This is a genomic window from Vibrio sp. 10N.261.54.A5 (assembly GCF_041471145.1).
GTDB lineage: Bacteria > Pseudomonadota > Gammaproteobacteria > Enterobacterales > Vibrionaceae > Vibrio > Vibrio crassostreae_C.
The window spans coordinates 37,933-59,090 of record NZ_JBFRNU010000036.1 but is presented as its reverse complement, the minus strand read 5'-3'; the positions used below and the strand labels follow the sequence as shown (position 1 = coordinate 59,090).

Annotated in this window: 22 protein-coding genes; 10 read left to right on the top strand and 12 right to left on the bottom strand. The window is 42.7% G+C overall.

The window, feature by feature from the left end; all coding sequences use genetic code 11:
- Positions 1-7: 7 nt before the first annotated feature.
- Positions 8-142 carry a hypothetical protein gene (locus AB4329_RS11800; protein ID WP_261978795.1) on the bottom strand — a complete coding sequence of 45 codons (135 nt, stop codon included), beginning with the start codon at positions 140-142 and terminating at the stop codon, positions 8-10.
- A 249-nt stretch (positions 143-391) separates the two neighbouring features.
- On the opposite strand from AB4329_RS11800, the gene AB4329_RS11795 reads away from it, so the two are divergent.
- The 6 genes from AB4329_RS11795 (at position 392) to AB4329_RS11770 (ending at position 6,441) form a co-directional block, all read left to right on the top strand.
- Positions 392-2,200: a caspase domain-containing protein gene (locus AB4329_RS11795; RefSeq protein WP_372129014.1), complete on the top strand. Its 1,809-nt coding sequence runs from the start codon at positions 392-394 to the stop codon at positions 2,198-2,200.
- 84 nt (positions 2,201-2,284) lie between these two features.
- The gene (locus AB4329_RS11790) at positions 2,285-2,932 is read left to right on the top strand and encodes a hypothetical protein (protein WP_372138382.1); all 648 of its coding nucleotides are present in this window, start codon (positions 2,285-2,287) and stop codon (positions 2,930-2,932) included.
- Positions 2,932-3,906 (top strand): LPP20 family lipoprotein, encoded by a 975-nt coding sequence (locus AB4329_RS11785; RefSeq protein ID WP_372138380.1) that lies wholly within the window; start codon positions 2,932-2,934, stop codon positions 3,904-3,906. The genes AB4329_RS11790 and AB4329_RS11785 overlap by 1 nt, the downstream gene beginning before the upstream one ends.
- A 21-nt stretch (positions 3,907-3,927) precedes the next feature.
- Positions 3,928-5,151 carry a murein transglycosylase domain-containing protein gene (locus AB4329_RS11780; protein WP_372138378.1) on the top strand — a complete coding sequence of 408 codons (1,224 nt, stop codon included), beginning with the start codon at positions 3,928-3,930 and terminating at the stop codon, positions 5,149-5,151.
- A 9-nt stretch (positions 5,152-5,160) separates the two neighbouring features.
- Positions 5,161-5,613 carry a hypothetical protein gene (locus tag AB4329_RS11775; protein WP_136978263.1) on the top strand — a complete coding sequence of 151 codons (453 nt, stop codon included), beginning with the start codon at positions 5,161-5,163 and terminating at the stop codon, positions 5,611-5,613.
- Between the two features lie 9 nt (positions 5,614-5,622).
- Positions 5,623-6,441 (top strand): ETEC_3214 domain-containing protein, encoded by an 819-nt coding sequence (locus tag AB4329_RS11770; protein WP_372138376.1) that lies wholly within the window; start codon positions 5,623-5,625, stop codon positions 6,439-6,441.
- Positions 6,442-6,641: 200 nt separating this feature from the next.
- Here AB4329_RS11770 and AB4329_RS11765 read toward each other — a convergent pair whose 3' ends face one another.
- The 4 genes from AB4329_RS11765 to AB4329_RS11750 all read right to left on the bottom strand — a co-directional run bounded on the left by AB4329_RS11765 (position 6,642) and on the right by AB4329_RS11750 (position 10,348).
- Positions 6,642-7,406, bottom strand: a complete 765-nt coding sequence (locus AB4329_RS11765; RefSeq protein WP_372138374.1) for an ABC transporter ATP-binding protein — start codon at positions 7,404-7,406, stop codon at positions 6,642-6,644.
- A gap of 12 nt (positions 7,407-7,418) precedes the next feature.
- Positions 7,419-8,369: an iron chelate uptake ABC transporter family permease subunit gene (locus AB4329_RS11760; RefSeq protein WP_017061895.1), complete on the bottom strand. Its 951-nt coding sequence runs from the start codon at positions 8,367-8,369 to the stop codon at positions 7,419-7,421.
- Complete coding sequence (locus AB4329_RS11755) at positions 8,362-9,315, bottom strand: ABC transporter permease (protein WP_102320323.1); 954 nt, start codon at positions 9,313-9,315, stop codon at positions 8,362-8,364. The genes AB4329_RS11760 and AB4329_RS11755 overlap by 8 nt, the downstream gene beginning before the upstream one ends.
- 100 nt (positions 9,316-9,415) lie before the next feature.
- A complete protein-coding gene (locus tag AB4329_RS11750) occupies positions 9,416-10,348 on the bottom strand; it encodes a siderophore ABC transporter substrate-binding protein (protein ID WP_017061897.1) in 933 nt (310 codons plus the stop codon).
- A gap of 928 nt (positions 10,349-11,276) precedes the next feature.
- Here AB4329_RS11750 and AB4329_RS11745 point away from each other — a divergent pair.
- Positions 11,277-11,486, top strand: a complete 210-nt coding sequence (locus tag AB4329_RS11745) for a hypothetical protein (RefSeq protein WP_004731601.1) — start codon at positions 11,277-11,279, stop codon at positions 11,484-11,486.
- 230 nt (positions 11,487-11,716) lie between these two features.
- Here AB4329_RS11745 and AB4329_RS11740 read toward each other — a convergent pair whose 3' ends face one another.
- Positions 11,717-12,310 carry a hypothetical protein gene (locus AB4329_RS11740; protein ID WP_372126847.1) on the bottom strand — a complete coding sequence of 198 codons (594 nt, stop codon included), beginning with the start codon at positions 12,308-12,310 and terminating at the stop codon, positions 11,717-11,719.
- A gap of 265 nt (positions 12,311-12,575) precedes the next feature.
- Between AB4329_RS11740 and AB4329_RS11735 the strand changes: the two genes are divergently transcribed.
- Complete coding sequence (locus AB4329_RS11735) at positions 12,576-12,737, top strand: hypothetical protein (RefSeq protein WP_181359903.1); 162 nt, start codon at positions 12,576-12,578, stop codon at positions 12,735-12,737.
- Between the two features lie 225 nt (positions 12,738-12,962).
- Positions 12,963-13,502: a DUF3332 domain-containing protein gene (locus AB4329_RS11730; protein ID WP_017061899.1), complete on the top strand. Its 540-nt coding sequence runs from the start codon at positions 12,963-12,965 to the stop codon at positions 13,500-13,502.
- Between the two features lie 112 nt (positions 13,503-13,614).
- On the opposite strand, the gene AB4329_RS11725 is transcribed toward AB4329_RS11730, so the two are convergent.
- From AB4329_RS11725 to AB4329_RS11710, 4 genes are read right to left on the bottom strand one after another with little or no spacing between them, the layout of a single operon-like run.
- Positions 13,615-14,274, bottom strand: coding sequence for a potassium channel family protein (locus AB4329_RS11725; protein WP_017061900.1), 660 nt, complete (start codon positions 14,272-14,274; stop codon positions 13,615-13,617).
- Positions 14,275-15,375, bottom strand: coding sequence for an AI-2E family transporter (locus tag AB4329_RS11720; protein WP_017068458.1), 1,101 nt, complete (start codon positions 15,373-15,375; stop codon positions 14,275-14,277).
- Between the two features lie 22 nt (positions 15,376-15,397).
- Positions 15,398-16,417: a DUF2955 domain-containing protein gene (locus AB4329_RS11715; protein ID WP_372138372.1), complete on the bottom strand. Its 1,020-nt coding sequence runs from the start codon at positions 16,415-16,417 to the stop codon at positions 15,398-15,400.
- Positions 16,407-17,528 carry an HlyD family secretion protein gene (locus AB4329_RS11710; RefSeq protein ID WP_136979931.1) on the bottom strand — a complete coding sequence of 374 codons (1,122 nt, stop codon included), beginning with the start codon at positions 17,526-17,528 and terminating at the stop codon, positions 16,407-16,409. The genes AB4329_RS11715 and AB4329_RS11710 overlap by 11 nt, the downstream gene beginning before the upstream one ends.
- Positions 17,529-17,687: 159 nt before the next feature.
- Here AB4329_RS11710 and AB4329_RS11705 point away from each other — a divergent pair, with 159 nt between their 5' ends.
- The gene (locus AB4329_RS11705; RefSeq protein ID WP_004731614.1) at positions 17,688-18,683 is read left to right on the top strand and encodes an AraC family transcriptional regulator; all 996 of its coding nucleotides are present in this window, start codon (positions 17,688-17,690) and stop codon (positions 18,681-18,683) included.
- A 36-nt stretch (positions 18,684-18,719) separates the two neighbouring features.
- Here the strand turns inward: AB4329_RS11705 and AB4329_RS11700 are convergent, their stop codons facing one another.
- A complete protein-coding gene (locus AB4329_RS11700; protein WP_102571613.1) occupies positions 18,720-19,781 on the bottom strand; it encodes a sensor domain-containing diguanylate cyclase in 1,062 nt (353 codons plus the stop codon).
- Positions 19,782-19,899: 118 nt separating this feature from the next.
- Positions 19,900-20,904, bottom strand: coding sequence for a Solitary outer membrane autotransporter beta-barrel domain (locus tag AB4329_RS11695; protein WP_048606130.1), 1,005 nt, complete (start codon positions 20,902-20,904; stop codon positions 19,900-19,902).
- Positions 20,905-21,158: the final 254 nt, after the last annotated feature.

Here is a 21,158-nt window from a genome sequence, read left to right as displayed (position 1 = left end):
CCTCACCTTAACCTTTCAAGTTTTCTATTGTATTAAGAACAGTTTCAGTACCACCACCCAATGGACTAACTATCTCATCTCCATATTGTATTCCAATAAAAACACCGAGAGCGATTAAGATAAGACTAGCAACTTTTAACATGAGAACACCACTAACTATAAATAAAGCGAATCAATTGAGTTCTAAACGTAAGAACACCTAACTCCTAAGCCTCTCAAACAGAAGAAATTTAATAAACACCCATTCCAAATTAACTAAAACTTACTCACACTTAACAAAACAAACATTGACTTATATCCCATTACGATTAATGCGCCATTGAGTGATATTCAACTAGACTATATGGTCTTGAGCTCATCTGACACTACGGCCATATGGAAAACTTATCTAATGACACGGAATAGAATTGTCACAGGTATGCTATTTGCGTTAGCACCAACTCTTAGTTTTGCTAACGCTGACAATCAATTTGAATTTTCGCACTCTAAACAGGGAACTGTATGTTCATCTAATCCTGATATTTGGCAGCTTGGCGGTGAGCTGCAAGTTGATGCTCCTATTTCGCTGAATGGCAAGGTCATCACTCGCGGCGGACAAAAAAAAGCAAGCAATAATGTTGACCTATTTGCAGGACAAGAGTCCTCTACCGAACAACATTACATGACGAGTTCTATCGGATGTATACAATCTGACGACCCAATGTCATTGGTTGGTGCTGTCGCCTCTTTATACGAAGTACAACACACCACATTGAGCAGCTCAGACATTCCACCACCAGTTCGAGAGCCTGATCTGCCCAAAGCGCCAGAAATCGTCAAAGATCAATTTGAAACCAAAACTCAATTTGATCAACGCGTCGAAAAATTGCGAATAGAACGACAACAACAAATAGCCGCTATACAACTTAAATACCGTCAACAAGTAGAAGCTCGAAATGCCAAAATTCGAGTCCTACAAGAAGGGGCAGACTCTCGAAAGGGCAACTTGGGCGTGCAAAAAACTCGACTCGTTGCTAAGGCTTTTAGAGATGTAATGGGTAAGCCGGTCGTCACAACAAAGAGTTATGATGCTGAAAACCAGCAAATGCACCTGTTGTTTAAAGCGTCAAATCAAAACTATCAGCGAGACATTATTCTAAATGTACCTCTTGAGCAGGCGCGTGATGTCTTCAGCAATATCGATAACCTTGACCTCGCACTCACCTACTCTTATGACGAGAATCAACTAGAGCTCGTAAATATAAAAGGCAACTACAATGACGTAATGTTCTCAGGGGATGTGGCTAAAAGTAATTATCAGCCCGAAGCTCTGAGTGTGGTTATTAACAGTGGCCCAAGCAGTGCCGAGACTCCAGGGCTAGAGATGCAAAACCCTAACTTAATCGATGCGTTTGAAGTCGATTCACGCCTCTCGGCAACGGACAACACTGCCTCTGATGAATTGAAGCAACTACTTAATGGCTTTGTGCCTGTGGAAAGTAACTCATCCAACTGGTTCTTCAACCTATCTATCGAAGATTACGCAAATTCAGATCAAGTAGCCTTTGCGCGCAGTAGTGGTGAAGTTATGTCTGACGTTGCGACAAAAGTTCTGGGGGTTCCTGAAAGGCACGTCTACGAACTCATTGACCGTGACGCAACCAGTGGTGCGATTAAAGATAAGTTACGTTTAATGTTAGACAACGTCGATGAAGGCGATACGGTTTACTTCTACTACAGTGGACATGGTATCCCTGCGATTCCCGATAATGATCCTTACATTCTTCCACAAGATAAGATCCCTGATTACATAACTGACGATGAGTTCTTCAAACTCGATAACCTCTACAAAACTCTGTCTAGCAGCAAAGCAGGCAAGATAGTCGTTATGGTAGACAGTTGTTTCAGCGGAGCTACTGATGGTGTATCAGTCATCAAAGGGGTTGCCGCTTCTAGACTGGCACCGAAAAAAGTCAGCATTGATCCTGAACGTATGGTCGTGATCACCGCGGGACGCGATAAAGAGTATTCCAATATGTACCAAGAAAAAGGTCATCGCCTGTTTAGCTACTACCTCATGAAGTCAATGATCGAGGGAAACAAAGATGTGAATACGCTTTATCAAGATGTTTACGACAAAGTGAAATCTGCCTCTTTTGAGATGGGGGATTTAAAACGTCAACATCCAACAATTACCGGTAACCAGACTATGTCTCTTTAATAGCAGGTCTCTTTTAAGATCATGCCACTTTTAAAACTATTTCAATTTACAACCTATTTGAAACATTGATTAAGGCTTATATCCATGTTTAAGAAAACACTTTTAGCAACATCAGCTCTTCTAATCTCATCAACAGCCTTCGCTGCAGACGTAGAAAACTCGAATCTAGATATCGCGTTCCAAGGAGCTCACTTCCAAGGCGCAGGGAATCAAATCACCATGCTGCGAGTTCCGGTAACCAACAAAGATACAGGAACAACTCAATTTTTCGATATGAGCGCAGAATTCGCAGCAGATAAAAATGGCAACCTGATATTCAAAAATATGAGTTCAATAAAATCAGTTGCTTTTGCAAGTGCAAATCAACTGATATCAGGACATTACTCTGATAGTAAGGGTCGCAGTTGGTATGTAGATGGACCATCTGTTGGGGCGGATGGCCGCCAAATATGGAGTATTCAAACAGCAAACGGGTACAGTAGTGGTGGCTCTGCCGGCGGTCAAGTAATGAGTGGAACCCTCAAAAACAATGAATTAGCTGCCAACGCTGATGGATTCAAAGAAGTACTAAAAAACGCTTCTGCGCTTAATTATGGGATTGCTAGGGGCGACGATTTGATAAGTGCAGCCCAATCTGGACAAATGATCTCTATTGTAAGATATGATTCAAAAGGTGAACCTTATGATAGTTGGAGCCTTCGTTCAGCTCCTGTACCACAACCGGAAGACTAATGAAAATCCTAGCGCTAATCATCTCACTGTCGAGTGCTTGTGCTTTCGCTTCCCCGTCTTGGTACGGGGAAGTACCATTGGACTCAACTTTGAGCTATGGGTTCGGCAAAGGCAACACTTACCAACAAGCCAAAGACGCGGCTTATCATGATCTGGCTAAAGGTGTTGAAAACCAAATAGTCAGTAAGATCACTAGTACTAAAACCTTCGAAAATGGCGAGTTGAAAACATCTGCGGCTTCTCATAAAGAATCCATATCCAATGTAGTTTTCCGAAACAACGTCACCATTATCAACAGTGAAAAATCGCAAAACCAGTTTTATGTTCAAGTCCAATATGACCCCGAGTCATTTGCACAAAAGCTCTCTGCTTGGTTAAAGAAATCACAATGTCACCGTGAATTACACCCATACTGGTCAACAACGACCATGCTAAAAAATTGGGTGGAACAACACCAATGCCTACCGCATATAGATATCGAGCGGTTTGCTGGGGGCTGGATGCTCTCTAGCAGTAGTGGCCAGTTAATACTACCCGAAACAAAGTATAACCACCTATTTTTCAACTATTCAGATGAAAGTATAGATATTCAATCATCCAAGCGACGACTCAATGCTGGCGACCATTACTTTATTCAACTCCACTCAAATCAAGCGGGTTACCTCTCTTTGTTTCAAGTTTATGAAGATGGCAGTACCGGCGTGTTAGTTGAAAACCATCAAGTCACAGATGGCGCCTCTATCGAGTTTCCAGATAGAAATCAGTATGACGGAATCGAAGCGCTGCTCAACAACGGACAAGAGACATACGATACCAATATCGCATTGCTCTGCCCTACAAAAATAGACACCTCTCGATTTGAGCGATTGGATGAATCGCGTTTATCAACAGACACTCCAGGGTTTGGGTTGATCCTGAACTATTTCGAGCACTGTGATTTTGTCATGGAACGACTCTCGATAGAGAAAGGTTAACCCCTCGGTCAAGGAACAGATATGAAGAAAATAATTTGCCAGCTATCCCCTTTAGCGATACTTATCTCTAGTGGATGGGCGTCTGCAGATACGCTGCAGCAAGCGTGTGAACTTTCAATTACCGAACAAAGTTGCCCTAGCGTCGAACATTTTGTCAATCAACCTTTTGAAGCGAAAGATGAGTTTGAAAAATACAAACTCTGCAGTGAAGCCCAATTTGATCTTTACAAAGTACAAAAGAACTGCGAATTCGATCAATATGTGGCACAAGCTCAACAAGAGTTTGATAAGTTTAAAACCAAAGTTTCAGAATCTTGGGATAATCCTACCTTTAGCGACCAATTTAAGTGGGTCAGCTACAGCCCCTCTCTACAAATAAAGCGTGAAGTTAACTTCGAGAAAAATACGATTCAAGTCACCACTATTACAGGTGAAACAACCTCAGTAGAAGAACTCAAAGAAGAGATCGTGCGTACATCTCAGCTGACCATTGGCGAAGCCCAACAAGCCGATGCTTATACCTCTGAACTGATTGAAGCAACAAATGTTGAGAAACTCAGTGATAAGACATTCTTACCCGTTTCCGAAACACCAAAGGTTCAGGCTCAAGAGTTAGACAAAGCTCTTGAAAATGTGGCCGTGACCAAAGCCAAAGACAGTAAAGGCAATACCGTTCTCAAAGCCGTTATTTCTTTTCCGCCAAGTTGGCTTAATCGTAAAGAACAACGCTTTTTTGATACCGTTGAAGTTTACGCAGAAAAATACAAACTTGAGCCTGAATTTATACTGTCTATCATCAAAACAGAAAGCGCTTTCGATCCTACAGCAACCTCACATGTTCCTGCCTTTGGCCTGATGCAAATTGTCCCAAGTTCCGCAGGACTAGATGCGACAAACTTCCTATTTGGTGAACAACAGTTACTGAATAAAGAATACTTATTCGACCCCGAAAAAAATATTGAGGTCGGTACCGCTTATTTGCACTTACTGCGATCTCGCTACTTCAAAGGCGTTACCAATGAAGAGAGCTTAAAGTACTGCATAACAGCGGCTTACAACGGAGGCATGGGGCCAATCTATCATATTTTCGGTGGCAAACGCTCAGTTGCAATCAAGAATATTAACCAGCTTCAACCACAACAAGTATTCCAAACTATCCAACAAAAGCATTCTGCTGCGGAAACTCGTAACTACTTGAAAAAAGTAAGTAAAGCAGAAGTTAATTACGAAAAGAATATGATTTAAGGATAAAACATGAAAAAGACTCTAATTATCGCTGCAATTACTACATTGTCATTTCAAGCAGCCGCTAACTCCGAATTTCCTAGTTGGCGCATGAACCCACAATCTGATTTGCCTGAAGGCTTAATCGCGGGTGTTGCTTGCGTTGAAAGTATGGGAGATATGACGCTTGATATGGACATCGCTTCAATGGAGGCGAGAGCATCACTAGCTGCGTCTCTCGAAGCCATGGTGCAAAAAGAGCTCGATACAAATCGAACCTCGGAGAAAAAGAAGATTGTAACAGCCGATCGTAAAGACAATGTTGTAACTACAACCGTAACCGCTAAATCGACCACAAAACAACTAACCAACCAGCTAATGAAGTTTACCTGGGTAACAGAAAGCGTTTCTGTAGAAAAAGATGTCGAAGAATATTTATGTACCCGTGTGGTTGCACGAGCACCTCAAATTGTTGCTGAATAAGGTTTTATCATGTCAGAACAAGCTCTACCTTCATCTGTTGATAAAGCAGCACTAGAAGAAGACATGTCTTTAACTCAACAAGCTCCCAATGAAGATCAAAAAGATTTTCTTGAAATAATGAGAGAGAAGACACCAAACTCTATCCTTGCCATCATTGCGCTGATCATCGCAGGTGGTCAGTTCAACGATGCTATTGATATGGGAAGCAAAGGTTGGGATCTCCTAATTTCTAACTTTTCAGATGCTCCATCTAACGAGCGTCTTTCTAAAGTCTATATTCGTGCTTCCAGTGGCATTTTAGAAGAGACATTTGGCTCTCCGGTTTATACCAAGATGTCGAATGGTGAGGTACAGATAAAATACTACAAAGACAGTAAGTTTATTCTTTCTGCAATAACATCCAACGACACAATAGATGCTTTTCTCATTTTCCCTAAACCGGGGTTTGTCGCTGATGTGAACTACCACGCAGGCAGCGCCACTTATTTGGAAACCAACTTCGTTAACTCGACAACAGAACATGCTGCCATATCCAATATTGCGCGTTCAGGGAATTATTACATTGAAGAAGCAGAAGGTGGTCGCTATGAACTGTTATACAGCTCTGTCGGTGGTTACAGCGAATACCTATCCCCTCTCTCTGCGCAACAACTCAAGTTACTCGCTGATTTTAATGACAAATTGATGATGGAAGAGAATACAAAAGATTCTCTAACTAAACTACGTAGTGAAATCAAGCCAAACTTTTATGGGTATACGACGGTCGATTTAGAATCACTCGCCCCTGCAATTCTTACCAAGCTTGAATATGAGCTAATAACTGATTAACAGCACACTTAATTCATAATTTGTAGTCAGTTATACGTACATCTGACTCCGCAGACTCTATGTACATAGATCAACTCATTGAGTTTTCTAAAACTAAACAAACCTACAAAGCGCCTACAACGAGAAACGAAAAGAGCTCCTCATAGGGGAGCTCTTTTATTGAACAGTTAGAAAACAAACAGCTTTGATTATTCAGTAGCCTAACGACCTGAGTAATACATACAGATTCGAACACCGTCGAACTCACGAATCTCAAATGGGATCTCGTAGATAGACTCCATCACTGATTTTTCAACCACTTCCGAAACCTTACCCGACTTAACCACTTTGCCTTTCTTCATCGCAACAATGTTATCTGAGTAACAAGAAGCGAAGTTGATGTCATGAATCACGATAACGACCGCTTTATTGAACTCATGCGCTAAACGACGCAACGTCTGCATAATTTCGACCGAGTGTTTAATATCAAGATTGTTCAGTGGCTCATCTAAGAACACATAATCCGTATCTTGCGCCACAACCATCGCGATAAACGCCATTTGACGCTGACCGCCACTCAACTCATCAAGGTATTTGTTTTGGATGTCAATAATGCCAAGGTGTTCTAGTGCTGTATCGACGATCTTATGATCTTCGTCTTTCAAGCGACCTTGAGAGTGTGGGAAACGACCAAAACAGACCAATTCACGAATCGTAAATCGCATGTTGATGTTATTTGATTGTCTTAACACGGCAAGGTGCTTCGCTAGCTCTTTGGTATCCCACTCAGCCAGTAACTTATCGCCAATGACCACTTCACCCGCGTCGCTGTCTGTTAAGCGGCTCGCCATTGAAAGCAGTGTACTTTTACCCGCACCATTTGGGCCAATGATAGAAGTCACTTCGCCTTTCGGGAACATAGCACTGGCATCATCAACCACGAGTGACTTGCCATACTTCTTACTTAAACCTGTTAATTTAATCACTACTTACTACCTTTACTGAATTCTGGTGCGTAACAACAAGAACATAAAATACAAACCGCCGACCAAGTTAATAATCACACTCACAGTGGTTTCAAACGCCATCACTTTTTCGATAAACCATTGGCCAGAAACCAATAGCACGATCGCTAGTAAGCTGCTTGCGATGATAAGCACACGATGCTGATAAGATCGGAATATCTGGCGAGCTAAGCTTACGGTGATCAAGCCAAAGAACAGCACAGGGCCAACCAGAGCCGTAGACACCGCGACCATCACTGACACAATCACCAAGGTAATCTGAGTCAATCGCTTGGTGTTCACACCCAGGCTTGTCGCGTTATCAACACCAAGCCAAAGTACATCAAGCTTAGGCGCTAACAACCAAAGGCCAAGCAAGCTCAAACCTAATGGAATAAGGCTGAGGTAAACCAGTTCGCCTTTCACATTATTGAAGCTTGCGAACATCACATTCTGCAGCACCGCGAATTCATTGGGATCAATCAACATCGCAAGGAAGTTCGCTAAGCTCGAGAATACGCTGCCACACACGATGCCTATTAAAAGCAGTGTGAAAACGTTATTTCGCTTGCTCTTAAAGTAGAAATGGAACAAAGCAAACGAGAACAAGATCATCACAGTTACAGACATCGAAAAGTTTGCGATTGAATCAATCACCCAGAAACTGGTACTGCCAAACACAAACAGAAGTACCGTTTGAACCAGCATATACAAGCTATCAAAGCCCAAGATGGATGGGGTTAAAATTCGATTATTAGTAATGGTTTGGAACACCAATGACGATGCAGAAATCGCCACCGCCGCCAACACAATTGACAGTAGTTTAGGTAGTCGCAGAGACAAGAAGAACTCGTAGTTATCCCACGTCAGCCCCTGCCCGATGAATAGCGCTGTCATACCCAAAGACGCGATAGCCAGAATCGCAATTTTTACTGAATCACGCATTCGACTTGTCTCTCATGATTAGGTAAATAAAAATCATGCCACCAAAGATGCTGATTACCATCGAGATTGGAATCTCATAAGGGAAGATGACGATTCGAGCTAGCAGGTCACAAGCCAACACCAAGATCACCCCCCAGTAGGCAGTCCAAGGCAGAATCTTCTTCATGTTATCGCCCATCATCAGCGACACGATATTCGGCACGATAAGGCCAAGGAATGGGATAACACCAACGATCATCACCACAGAGGAGGCACTGATAGCCACTAACGCAACACCAATGAAGACGATCTTCTGATAATTCAAACCGATGTTTTTCGCGAAGCTCTCACCGATGCTCGCCGCACTGAACTGGCTCGCGAAATAGTAAGCTAATACACAAGCAGGCACCGCGAGATAAAGGATTTCATAGCTGCCCTGCAACACGCTCGCAAAGTTCGCCATAGTCCATGCCGACATGGTTTGTACTAAGTCGTACTTATAAGCAATAAAGGTTGTTAGAGACGAAACAACGTTGCCATACATAATGCCAATCAAAGGCACCAATACCGCGTTCTTAAACTTGAGGTGTTGTAGGAAGCGAACCAATAGCATGGTGCCAAACACTGCAAACGCGAAGATAAAGCCTAAGTAGCTCCATTGCGCAGCATTGCCTAGCACTAGAATGCCGACAATGTAACCCAACATCGCACAGTCAATGGTGCCCATCGTCGAAGGCGCGGCAAACTTGTTCTGTACGATTTGCTGCATGATCAAGCCAGAAACACTCAATCCCGCTCCGGCAAGCACGATCGCGAATAGTCGAGGAATCCGACTAACAATATAAATAGAATTGGCGTGTTGGTTGCCATTGAAGAAGTCACTAAAACTGATTTCAGCGACTCCAATCATCAATGACGCAACGCATAACACAACAAGAAATACAGCAGCTGCAATGGGTTTCAACATAGGAATAATACTAAAGATAGGTCTCGGGTAGCCCGTATAAAAAAGTGAAAAAGGGCTTATAAGAACACTCTTATAAGCCCGAAAATCTGATGGTTAGTAACTATTGAATCGTACGTTCAATGTCACTAAGCATTCTATGAATCGCTGTCACACCGCCACCAGCCAAATACCAAGCACTTGAATCAAGGTAAACGATATTGCCGTGCTGCGCTGCAGGTGTTGCCGCAACCAGTGGGTTATCAAACAGTTGTTGTGCGCGTCCTTCTGATTTACCAATCGCTTTTTCGCGGTCAAGCACGTAAAGCACTTCAGGTTTTGCATCAGCTATGTATTCAAAAGAGATTAGGTTGCCGTGTGTTCCTTTAATCGGAGCCACGGTTGCACTCTTTGATTCCACGAAACCAAAGTCATCAAAGATGATTGAGAAACGGCTGCCTTTGTTGAACATCGCAATGTTGTTACCGTTGTTCATTAGCATCATTGCTGAAGTTTCGTCAGACGCTACTTTGTCGTTTACCGCTGTGATAGAAGCTTGAGTCTCTTTAATGATCGCTTCGACTTCAGCTTGCTTACCAAAGATGTCGCCTAGCACACGCCAGTTTTGCTGAGCATCAGCCCAGTACTTGTCGCCTTCAATAGAAAACATGACAGTAGGAGCAATTTGTGCCAGTTTGTCGTAAACCTTAAGCATGCGGTTTTCCGCGATGATGATGTCAGGCTTCAACATGTAGATAGCTTCAAAATCAGGTTCGCTTAAAGAGCCTGTATTTGCCGTCGTATCTTTGTACGAAGCTAGGTAATCAGGCAGCAAGCTATGAGGCGCGCCAACTGGCTGTACACCAATTTTATCGAGCACGTCTAAGCTACCGTGACCTAGAACCACCACTCGCTGTGGTACTTCAGTAAACTGCGCTGTGCCTTTCACATGCTCAATGGTGACGGTTTCCGCATGCGCGGTCATCATGAATGATGATGCTAGAACGATGGCAAGCCCGCTCAATAACTGGCGAACTGAATTGATTGTTTTCTTCATGTTTCTTCCTTTGCCATTGATACAAACCACCACTCATGACAATGAAAGTCACATTACTCATAGACGAGCATGGGGCGTACACAACTGCTAAATAACGATAATTTAAAGTCTGTCATTGGATTGACAACAAACTTGTAACGCAAGTGAGAACTATTATCAATTATATTTGCACTAAATTGGCGATACAACAACTTTATTATTCAGAAATGTAAAAGTGAGTATTCATATTTTGCGTAGTCAGGAGAGGTATTAGGAATCAGAAATATCAAAAAGACGCGAAGAGGAAAATACTCATCAACCTGAAGAAAAAAACAGATGGGGAAAGCACCCAAAAACCCTGTAATTACAACGCTGAACCCCAAAATCATGGATTGTAATTTACAATGTAAAGATCATATACAACAGAGACTTAATCATCACCAAATTAGCTGATCAATTAAACCCACTAATGACAACGAATACGAACAGCTGAAAAGCCAAGACTCAGTCAGATATCATGGTCAAATCCCTGACCTTCGCTCATTTAACCTTCAGTAACCGATGGTAAATCACCCAAAAATATTTTTGAATTTAATTGAAAATAGGGTTGTAATTTTGAAAACTAGGCGTATAGTTCGCCACCTGGCTCTAATCTATAGAGCTGTTAATGCTAAAGTAAGTCCAAGTTCCACATAGACAGTTCTCGATTCCCTCGTTACACCATCTCTGCGTCAGCTTTCACCCAGATAGTCATTCAATAGCTTTTAAATTCGATCCTACTACCGATCTATCGTCATTTGCTCTTTTGTCAGCGAAGTCAGAATAGATCGAGCACTTAAATACAAATGTAATAAACACAAGGCACAGTTATGTCACGCAGAACAACACGACAAACCCATTGGTACCAACTATCACGCGAAAAAACAGTCAATAAACTAAAAGGTAATAAATGCTCAAGATTAAAATAGATTTACACAAAGAAGAGATTTCATGGGTCACCGAGATTCGACAGCTCAATAGCGATATACTCCACCGCCACATATTGCCCAAGCTACAACATCACAGCTATCTCATCGACTTTGAATTTAATGAACGAGAAAGCATCGGAACTATCGTTTCAGGCAACGGAAACACCCTAGGACATTTCACACTCCTATAGCATTTCCCAAAGGCTACAAAAGAAACACCATCTAGTCCCAAAGATGTAAAAGATGTCACCCTCAATTCGCTCTAGCAGAACAAAATAGAGTAGAAGTAAAACAGATCTGAAACCTAGCCCTTTTTGCATTTCACACGCGGCTAACGCTAGCTAGGTTATCGTACTTCTATTGAAACCAACTTATATCAAACTCTAAATCACCATTGAGTCATTATCAGTGCATTCATGGACTAATAAGTTAACGGCATCGACCTTAACTTCTGATCAAGAGTATATAAGTGTTCTGCAGCTTGCATGTGTTGAGGGTAATCACTGAATTTCTCACGATTCTCTTCATTCATCTTACATGTCTCATCCACCAGCATTAACTTCCAATACAGCTTTGTTGTATGCAGCATCGCCAGTAAAGGTTTGAATACCTCTTTCTCATAAGCTTGAATCAACTCTTCAATCAACTCGTCACGTTCGTCTTCACTTGCGATTGAACCCTCGGTTGCCGACAACACTTTTTGATACTTCAGGTTTTGTTGCAGCTTATCCATAACCGTTTGGTTTTCTTCCGCTAACTCAACAAGTTTCGACTTAATGATATTTATCCAGTTCGCTTGGCTCAGTACTGTGTCATCAACGTTGATAAAGTCTTCTCGTATCTGTCGTTCCACATCTTTTTGAGCTTTCTTTAAAACCGCACGCACCTTTTGGAAAGGCAGTTGATATTCCTTACTTAGCTCGATAATCAGTTTATGAAAACCACCATTTGGCAGGTGTAAGTTTTCTTTAAACGTCGCCATTGCGGCTTCTTGCTGTTCGGTAAGGTGAGTCATTTGGTTTCCTATTCTTTATCACTTATGGTGCTGAGCCCGGGATCATACCACTATTACCCTCGCTTTTTCGGTAACTTGCTCAGTTACACCTAGGTACGTACTTAATTTCTCTCAACTCGTTATCTTTTGACTAGTTTTCACACTACTTGGCATGAAATGGTAAATCTCATTCGGGGAAAGTTCGTACATTACGCGCTCAGGGTATATCGCCAGACAGGAGTCGTTACTTACATATGAAAGATAACAGCCAGAAGTGAGAAAACACATGACCTATTCAGAATACAAAGAATCCGATTTGCATAAGTGCGTGAGTATTGGTGCAGAAGCAATGGTATCAGTCGCTAAGTTTGCCTTTAGAGCCTCGACCCTTTTATTTCGATTTTTCCGTTGGCTTGTCGTATCGGCCTATTCTTATGTGATGAAGTAATTCTATATTGGAGTCGTTGTTTTCATTACGACTTATCCAAATACCCAAAAGCGCGCCCTATTAGGTCGCGCTTTTTTTGTGCCCAGTTTTATACCTAGCTTTATGGCAAAAACCCGAGGACATTTTATATTGTCAGTGGCGCTAAATGGTAAAACTGACCATCGAATAAAAACCATACTACACCTGTTCCAACGAAACAGACTTCTAACTTATACAGGTACTAAAATGAAAAAGATTGCACTTAAAATTGTAGGACTAACGGTTTTGGCTTCTGCGCTAACTGGTTGTATCGGCAGCAACGCCGTAACAGGGAAAGTGATGAAATTTAACGTTGAAGTTGTCGATAACCGCTATGCCCGTGCAGGTGTAAACTTCTTATTAGCGCCTGTATACGGTATTACTACCGCAGCAGACTATGTGGTATTCAACTCACTTGAATTCTGGACAGGTAAAAACCCTATCAGCGGTTCACCACACGTATTTGATACAAAAACAGACACGCACTTCAAAGTGAACGATGAGCTGGACCCAAGCCTGAAAGAAGCCCCTGTCGGCCCAATTTCTAACAATCGCACCATTGAAACGGGTGAGATGATTAAGATCGACGAAAACACGATTCAAATGGACATCGTCTATACATCTGGTGAAACAGCGACTCTAACGGGCATCAAAGACGGTCAAAACGTTACCTATTACATGGATGGTCAGCTTGTATCGCAAACAACTATCGCTGAATTAGAGAAGATTCAAGGCACTGAAGCTTAAGGTTCATCGCCCACACAGAGTTCAAACTTAAAGAGACTTTTGAGCTCATAAAATAGAACAAGCCCGGCGATTGCCGGGCTTGTTTGTATGTGCTCTATTATTTGTAAATGCTCTATTGGGACTGAGACTGTGCAAGTCGAATGCTCACCAAACTCGCCACCATGATAGCTAAGTAAAAGCTGCCGATAATGGATTCCATAAACACAAAGAATTGAGCAATAGGCAGAGCTGGTGATATGTCGCCGTAACCAACCGTAGTCAAGGTGATAAAGCTAAAGTACATCGCATTAAACAAGTTCGTCAGCCAGACTTGCTCTTCTAACCCGTTAAAGGCATTAGGAAATATCTCTAAAATTAACAAGTAGATGGTCGACCAAGCAAACCCTAGCAACAAGTAAATACAGATGGAGCCGATGATGTGATTGGGTGTCACCGTTTTGGCTTTCATCACCTGCTTCAACGCCGAGTAAATGTGTGAAAACAAGAACACAGCCAACGCCGATAGCGTCACTATCGACAGGTTATAGCCTTCCAAAAATGAAAACACGCCAGACACGAGCGCCGTAATCAATAAAAGCCCATACCAAGAGCGATACAAGGCTCGCTCTTTATGAATACCGGCAATTGAACTCGCCAACGTAATAATGATAAGAAATAGGATTGTTTTCTGGCCTTGCGGATAAAACTGCTGCATCACCGCGCAACCAAGAAACAACACCAACAGTGCATAGAATAAGAAGTAGAAGTTGTCGTCTTTAGAGACTGGCTTCATCTATTTTCCCTCGACCTCTGCAGGTTTTTTCTCAGTTTCTTGTTGGTTTTTCTCTTCAAGTCCAAGCCACGCCATCATCAGCTCATAGCTTAAACTCAGTATCACAGCACCGACAAACAGACCGACGATGCCTGACATCGCCATTCCGCCCAGTGCACCCAATAGAATTACCAACATTGGAATGTGAGAGCCACGGCTCAGCAATACTGGCTTTAAGATAGCGTCACTGCCGCTCACCAAAATACACCACACTAAGAACAAGCTCGCCGCCAGTGTCGATTCAACGCTGAACATGTAGATAATCGCCGGTAATAGAGCGAGAATCGGTGGAAGTTGGATTATCGCAATGAGCAGCACAGCTAGCGCCCAAAACGCAGCTGCTGGAACGCCTGCAATCACCAAACCGATTGCCGACATCATGGATTGAATCACAGCCACACCAATCACACCTTGCACAACGCTTCGCACGGTCGATTTAGAGAGCTCTACCAACTCTTCACCTTTACCGCCCGTTAAACGCGCCACTAAGTGAGTCACGCCGGTTTTGCATTTATCGGCATTACTCATGAATGCACCCGCAATGATGGTAGAGATGATGAACTGAATAAAGCCGCCACCTAACGAGCCAAGAACAGAAGCCGCTTTCGTCGCAAACTGTTTAAGTTCATCCGCATACTTTATGAAAGTGCCTTCAATATTGTTGGAGGCGGCAACCAAGGTTGAATAAACCTTCTCACCTATGAATGGAATATCTTGTAAGGACTCTTTCGGTTTAGGCAATGACAATGTGCCATCTTGAAGCCCTGTCATCAGGTCAGTCGCGCTGGTGTAGATACCAGAAGAAAGCGCCGCCAAAGGAATAAATAGAAGAATCACACCAATAAAGCTCAGCAATGCACTGGCTTTACCTTTCGACATCCCGGTTTTATTTGAAATTGCGACCGCCACTGGATACAACGCAGTCGCAATGATCGCACCCCATATCACCAGAAGAATGAATGGGCGCAAAATCGAAAAACACCAATACACGAGCATGGCAATCGCTGCGATCTTGATGGCAGCGTCTATCGCCTGTTTTGAAAAATCATCGGTTAACTTCATGAGACGTCCTTGTTAGACAAAATTAAGGCTGATTTTGTAGAAACTTCCAATTCCGTGTTTCTAGGAATAGAGAAGCCAAAATCATATATATGCCAATTAACACTAATTGGAATATGCGTATAAGAGTGTTGCTATCGATGTCACCGGAGCTCATCAACGTGCTACCAACCAGTACGAGCAACGTACTAAATGCAGTGGCGAAAATATGTGCTTTTTCGGGAACCGTGTAGATCTTGGTAGCCATAAGAATGGCAATAAGTCCTATAAACAAAGAATAGAAGACAATGTTGGGTACTATAGAAAGAATTGAAAAAGCAGCAATCGCCAGCAATCCCCCGATACCGTTACTTATCACCAAAAAAGCGCTCAACTTTATCGACTTCTCTGACGTAATCATCAACGATAACAACGCAATGAACATCATTGTCAGTAAAGCTTCAGATATTTGAAAAATAAAGAAAAAACACACCACAGGATAGGAGATAATCATCGCCCTAAAGGCCGCATACCAACGCTGTTTCTTTTCGAGTGGCGCAGCAGCGAAGCCTGAGAACGCCGATTTTGGCTCAGGGAAAAATACATGCACTAACGCAAAAAGCATGACTGAAACCACACCAGAGGTCGCTAAGCCAGAGGCCAGCATTACTGACACGCCGGGGTTATCAATCGCCATGAATGGCAACATCAAAACCGCAATCAACAGTATGGTGGCAAACAGGTTCCATTTTGGGTCGACAAACAAGTAGTAACCCCACAGCATCATTAACCCCACTAAAATCAGCAATGGGATTGGATAATGGGTAATTCCTCGCGACAGTAATAAACCTAACCCCATTGTCACCACAACGGCCAAGAGCAATTCGTAGACCGTTTCTTTATGGAGATTTGGTTTATCAATTAAGAACTTAGCTGTGAACACTGGCGCCACAAACGCAAGCGGCCAGTTTATCCACGCCGCCAAGAAAACAGCCAACGTGACCCCGACCGTAAATCGCAGGATCCGTTGCTGTGTTTGTTGGTCAGGAATCGGCTTATCGGACATAAGACAATACGCTAATCAGACGAATCCATACTTTGCCTATCGCGTTGAACACAAAGTTGTCACCGCTATAAACAATCACATCCGCTTGGCCACCCACTCGGAGCATGCCTGTCACTTCTTCATTATCAAATTCAATGGTGATAGGAAGCATCTGTGTTTGGCGCAACCAACCCGTTTGTTGGCTAGCTTGAGCAAGCTTACCTGCTTGGTCATTTTGCCCCCAATCAACACCCCAATCGATACTACTTACGCGCCCTTTAACCACTTTGCCCGGTGCGAAATCTAACGCCACTTCAACTTCATCACCGACCGTTACATTACCTAGGCTGTTCTCTCGATAATAAGCTTCAATCCAAATATCTTCGGTTGAAACAAAGGTCATGATTGCTTGCCCTGCCGATGCATAAAACCCTTCAGACAGGCTAAAGTTAGAAACACCACCTTGTGTCGGCGCGGTAATCACGGTGCGCTCTAGGTTCAATTGAGCTTGTTCAAGTGCCAGCAACGCCGCTTTCACTTGGCTATTTTCTTGGCCTTCTTTGCCCATTTGTTGCTTCGCACCTTCAAGATCAGCCTCTGCATTCACAACAGCTGCTCGAGAGGTCGCTAATGATGCTCGCGCTTTATCTGCATCTGATTTAGAAACCACACCTTTGTCTGCCATCTCTAAAACACGCTTGGCTTGCAGTTTGGTGTTTTGTCTTTCAACAATCGCTGAAGTGAGTTTCGCTTGAGCTGAAGCAATGCTCGCGGTTTGAGCACCGACATTTTGGCCTGCAATCTCTAAATTTTGCTCGGCTTGTTGTACTGCAATTTTGTAATCAGACTCATCTAAAATGGCTAACTTGTCGCCTTGATTAACCAGTTGGTTAGGTTGAACCAGTATATCGAGTACTTTACCCGACACCTCTGGCTTGATTGGAACGATATAACCTTTTACACGAGCATTATCAGTAATAGGGATGATTCGGTCTGAAATGACACTGAAGATCAACATGAATGCAACAAACAACAATAGGTAGTTTGTGACCTTTCTTACTTTGTCTTTTCCATTTTCTTGCTGGCCAACTTCTTCATTGGCTTCTTGCTTATTCCCTTTGACTTCTGACATGGGACTCCCTTCTAGATAACTAACATCAACAAAATTAATACTTTAAAAATAAACCCAGCGATGGAAAACTCAAGTAAATAGGGTTAGATTTAGTAAACAAAACGTTGCAAATGATATGCACGTCTAATAATGCAACAATATATACAGGATTGTATTCCAATGACCTCTAGTCACTACCAAGTCCCGGTAATTCAAACGAACTACGCTAAAATTCTGGTTCAGGTTTTTTCTGACTATGGTCTTGATTTACATCTGTTGCTGAAAGATTCCGGTTTACCACCCGACCTTATCGAATCAGAAAGTGATTTTGTGCCATCGGAATCCATTAAGCGTTTGATTTATCTTACATCGGCACAACTCGGCGTATCTCGGTTCACCGATATTCTTGGACTCGCATTTCGACGTCGAATCATCCCAAATGTCTTGCATCAATTTACCGAATTCGAAACCATTGGTGATGCACTAAAACAGATCAATTCAATCTTTGCCTACGACTCCCCAGGCAGCAAAGTCGAGTTTATTCAAGAACACGGTCAGAGCTGGTTTTGCCGTACTGCCCCGGAAGACAATTCCCCTATGTTTCAATGGGGAGAAGCTTTTGCTATTACGTATATCATTGAATTAATAACTATTTTATCCCAATCGCCATGGTTACCTAATAAGGTGCGTCTGCAAGGACATGACATCGATGTCGTCAAAACACTGGTGCCAAGTAGCTGCCAACTGTTTGTTGATCAATCGTCGACGGCTGTACTTATTCCTGAAGAAATATTACAACTCCCAATTCGCCTAACCTCTAAAGAACTCAGTGCTAAACCGACACTTATTGAGTGGCATACCAGCTTTACCGATAGCGTTTATGAGCTTCTAAAGCCGTACATGAAAGAACAAGATCTCTCTCTTGAAGAAGCCGCTGAGCTACTCAACTTTTCGGTGCGAACGTTCCAACGCAAACTCAAGAACGAAAACACCACTTATCGAAAAATCAAAGAGAACCTGATGTTTTCGGTAGCTTGCGAATTGATGGAAGAAGGCCACACGCTGACCTACATTTCTAGCCAGCTCGGTTACACCAACATCTCTCATTTTTCTCGTGCATTTAAGCGTGTGTCTGGCCTTACGCCGAAGATTTACCAACGCTCAATCTCGGCTTAGGCTTCGCTCGATTGATTAACCAAGCACGGCCTACATCTAACCAAGGGCAATTGGAGTAGCACAGCCTGGGCTAGAGCTACACACTCTATTTCGCCCGTTACCTTTAGCGCGGTAAAGTGCCTTATCTGCACTGCGATAGGTCGCTTCGGCTTGCGCCTGTATTTCAGACACACCACTGCTCACGGTCAGGTTCAATGTAGTCCCTTTGGTTATCACTTCTTTCAATCGATACATCGCCTCAAACGCTTCTGCTAAATTGGTTTCGGGCATCAAGATCGCGAACTCCTCGCCGCCTACTCGCGCGACGATGTCGGTGTCTCGACTGTTATTTCTCAACAGTTCAGCGACCTCTTTCAGCGCTGAATCACCTTGGTCATGACCATGATTATCATTGATGGCCTTGAAATGATCTAAATCGATCAACGCCAAACAAGAGTGCGTGTAACCATAACGCTCCGCTAAGTTTGAATAATGATTAAGATCTTTATCAAAACGGCGGCGGTTCCAGCACCCTGTGAGAGAATCTGTGTCCACCAACATTCTTAATCGACGTTCTAATACTTTGCGTCGACTAATATCCGTAAAGGTCACCACATATTTATTATTGTGCGACAGTATTTCAACTAACTTTTCGACAACCACATTCACAGTAAAATGTTCACCAAGTCGACTGACTCCACTCAACTCACCCTTCCATCTCTGGTTTTCCTTGAGTGAGCGAGTAATGGTCGATATTAAACTGCTGTTATTCATAAAACAGAGATCAGAAATCGGGCGAGACTCGACTTGATTAAAGGCATAACCTGAAACTCTAGAGAATTGTTGATTAACTTGTATTACCCTCAATTGACTATCGAGGATGATAAAGCCAGCGACGCCATCAATGATCGCTTCAGACAAGCTATTCTTGCTTTGAGCCATTTCATGTCGATATAGGCGTGCAGTAATGAGGGTGCTGAGCAAAAACAACGCGCACACAGAAAAAGCCATGACTGCCGAAGAAGCCATACTCAATAACCACAAGCTAACTGCCATATTAAGGGCAAGTGTAGACACCACGTATAGCGGCATTTTTCGGTCCAAACTTAACTTATTCATAGTCTGCTCTAGTGATGGGCGAATGACTATGATGGCTAAGTTTTCACTAAGATATTTACCATTTTACGACACATACAAATTCAAATTATATGAGTACCATTAAGATCAACAACTTATGCTAATTATTGAGTAAGAATAGCAAGCTACCGCCACTGAGTGAGCTGCCATAATTGAAGTTAATTCCAATCCCGAAGTTGTCAAAAAAGTAAGAATCGTAAGGCACATCAAATACTAATCCGGCCCCGAATTCATAGTAATAGTGCGTATCTAAAGGAGCAGTCAAATCACCCGCGACATCGATTCTTGTTAAGTTATAGTGGATTTGAGGGTTATTAAGCGACCAAGCATCGAGCGCTACATTTTGCCTAAACTCTAGTTCATTAATGAATCGCATCCCTTCTGGGTTACCGATATCGCCATCGTTCGCTTCGCCCCAGCCTGTTCCATAAAAGTAACGAACTCTTGAAGACACATTCCAACTGCCCCACTCCTTTGGTTGCAAGTATTGAAGTTTGACTGAAGGTTCTGCAACAAGCGCCCATGCTGATGTATTCAACGCGTAACCGTCTAGCTGAGATTGAAATGCTTGAGAGTAGCTGTTGTTGTATTCGTATTTATTGCGGTAATAGAGCAAGTGAGTGCCTAATCCATAGGCGATAGACCAATGTTGGTTTAAATGGTTTTGCCCTCCGAAAAAGCCATACAGGCCCAATACCGAGTCTTCATTTGGGTTAACACGACGGTCAGGAGTCACATCTGATGAGATCTCAATATCCTGTTCAGAAAGCGCATAAGACCCTCGCACAGACCAAATAAGGTCAAAGTCAGGGTCATCCGTTTTAATCACGGAAGAGTAAGGGATGGAGCCCACACTCACTTGGCTTCGAGTATCGATGGTTTTATCGGAGCCAAAACCACTGTCGTTTAAATTGATAAACGAATTAGGATCAAAATCCACAAAGCCAATTGAAATGGCATCGCTGTCAGTCAGCGCAATTGACACAGAAAATATCTTCTCTAAGCGGTTCTGAATCAATTCATTGGATGCATAGGCCGAGGAAGAACTGAGGCCCATTAAGAGCAGAATAATATAACGGGGATAGTGCGATAGGGGTGAAAGCATTAAGTTGACTCCATTCAAACTTATGCTTCAAGTGTAATTGGTAACTTAACTAATTCAATCAGAGAGTTAACGGTGTGGTTGATACTGCTCTCAGTTCCAACTGCAAGAGCGTTGCTAAATCGATGGCTCCCCAAAGTTCTTCTACGTCTTGGATTCTAAAATGAATAATCATATGCGCCTCTGTCTAAATTGGAGTCTTATCTTGGATCATTCTTAAAACCCTTACTTACCATAATGCGCCAAACTGACTTTAA

Coding starts and splice junctions, on each gene's coding strand:
- AB4329_RS11800 (WP_261978795.1), bottom strand. CDS start 142: ATGTTAAAAGTTGCTAGTCTTATCTTAATCGCTCTCGGTGTTTTTATT.
- AB4329_RS11795 (WP_372129014.1), top strand. CDS start 392: ATGACACGGAATAGAATTGTCACAGGTATGCTATTTGCGTTAGCACCA.
- AB4329_RS11790 (WP_372138382.1), top strand. CDS start 2,285: ATGTTTAAGAAAACACTTTTAGCAACATCAGCTCTTCTAATCTCATCA.
- AB4329_RS11785 (WP_372138380.1), top strand. CDS start 2,932: ATGAAAATCCTAGCGCTAATCATCTCACTGTCGAGTGCTTGTGCTTTC.
- AB4329_RS11780 (WP_372138378.1), top strand. CDS start 3,928: ATGAAGAAAATAATTTGCCAGCTATCCCCTTTAGCGATACTTATCTCT.
- AB4329_RS11775 (WP_136978263.1), top strand. CDS start 5,161: ATGAAAAAGACTCTAATTATCGCTGCAATTACTACATTGTCATTTCAA.
- AB4329_RS11770 (WP_372138376.1), top strand. CDS start 5,623: ATGTCAGAACAAGCTCTACCTTCATCTGTTGATAAAGCAGCACTAGAA.
- AB4329_RS11760 (WP_017061895.1), bottom strand. CDS start 8,369: ATGCGTGATTCAGTAAAAATTGCGATTCTGGCTATCGCGTCTTTGGGT.
- AB4329_RS11755 (WP_102320323.1), bottom strand. CDS start 9,315: ATGTTGAAACCCATTGCAGCTGCTGTATTTCTTGTTGTGTTATGCGTT.
- AB4329_RS11750 (WP_017061897.1), bottom strand. CDS start 10,348: ATGAAGAAAACAATCAATTCAGTTCGCCAGTTATTGAGCGGGCTTGCC.
- AB4329_RS11745 (WP_004731601.1), top strand. CDS start 11,277: ATGCTCAAGATTAAAATAGATTTACACAAAGAAGAGATTTCATGGGTC.
- AB4329_RS11740 (WP_372126847.1), bottom strand. CDS start 12,310: ATGACTCACCTTACCGAACAGCAAGAAGCCGCAATGGCGACGTTTAAA.
- AB4329_RS11735 (WP_181359903.1), top strand. CDS start 12,576: ATGACCTATTCAGAATACAAAGAATCCGATTTGCATAAGTGCGTGAGT.
- AB4329_RS11730 (WP_017061899.1), top strand. CDS start 12,963: ATGAAAAAGATTGCACTTAAAATTGTAGGACTAACGGTTTTGGCTTCT.
- AB4329_RS11725 (WP_017061900.1), bottom strand. CDS start 14,274: ATGAAGCCAGTCTCTAAAGACGACAACTTCTACTTCTTATTCTATGCA.
- AB4329_RS11720 (WP_017068458.1), bottom strand. CDS start 15,375: ATGAAGTTAACCGATGATTTTTCAAAACAGGCGATAGACGCTGCCATC.
- AB4329_RS11715 (WP_372138372.1), bottom strand. CDS start 16,417: ATGTCCGATAAGCCGATTCCTGACCAACAAACACAGCAACGGATCCTG.
- AB4329_RS11710 (WP_136979931.1), bottom strand. CDS start 17,528: ATGTCAGAAGTCAAAGGGAATAAGCAAGAAGCCAATGAAGAAGTTGGC.
- AB4329_RS11705 (WP_004731614.1), top strand. CDS start 17,688: ATGACCTCTAGTCACTACCAAGTCCCGGTAATTCAAACGAACTACGCT.
- AB4329_RS11700 (WP_102571613.1), bottom strand. CDS start 19,781: ATGAATAAGTTAAGTTTGGACCGAAAAATGCCGCTATACGTGGTGTCT.
- AB4329_RS11695 (WP_048606130.1), bottom strand. CDS start 20,904: ATGCTTTCACCCCTATCGCACTATCCCCGTTATATTATTCTGCTCTTA.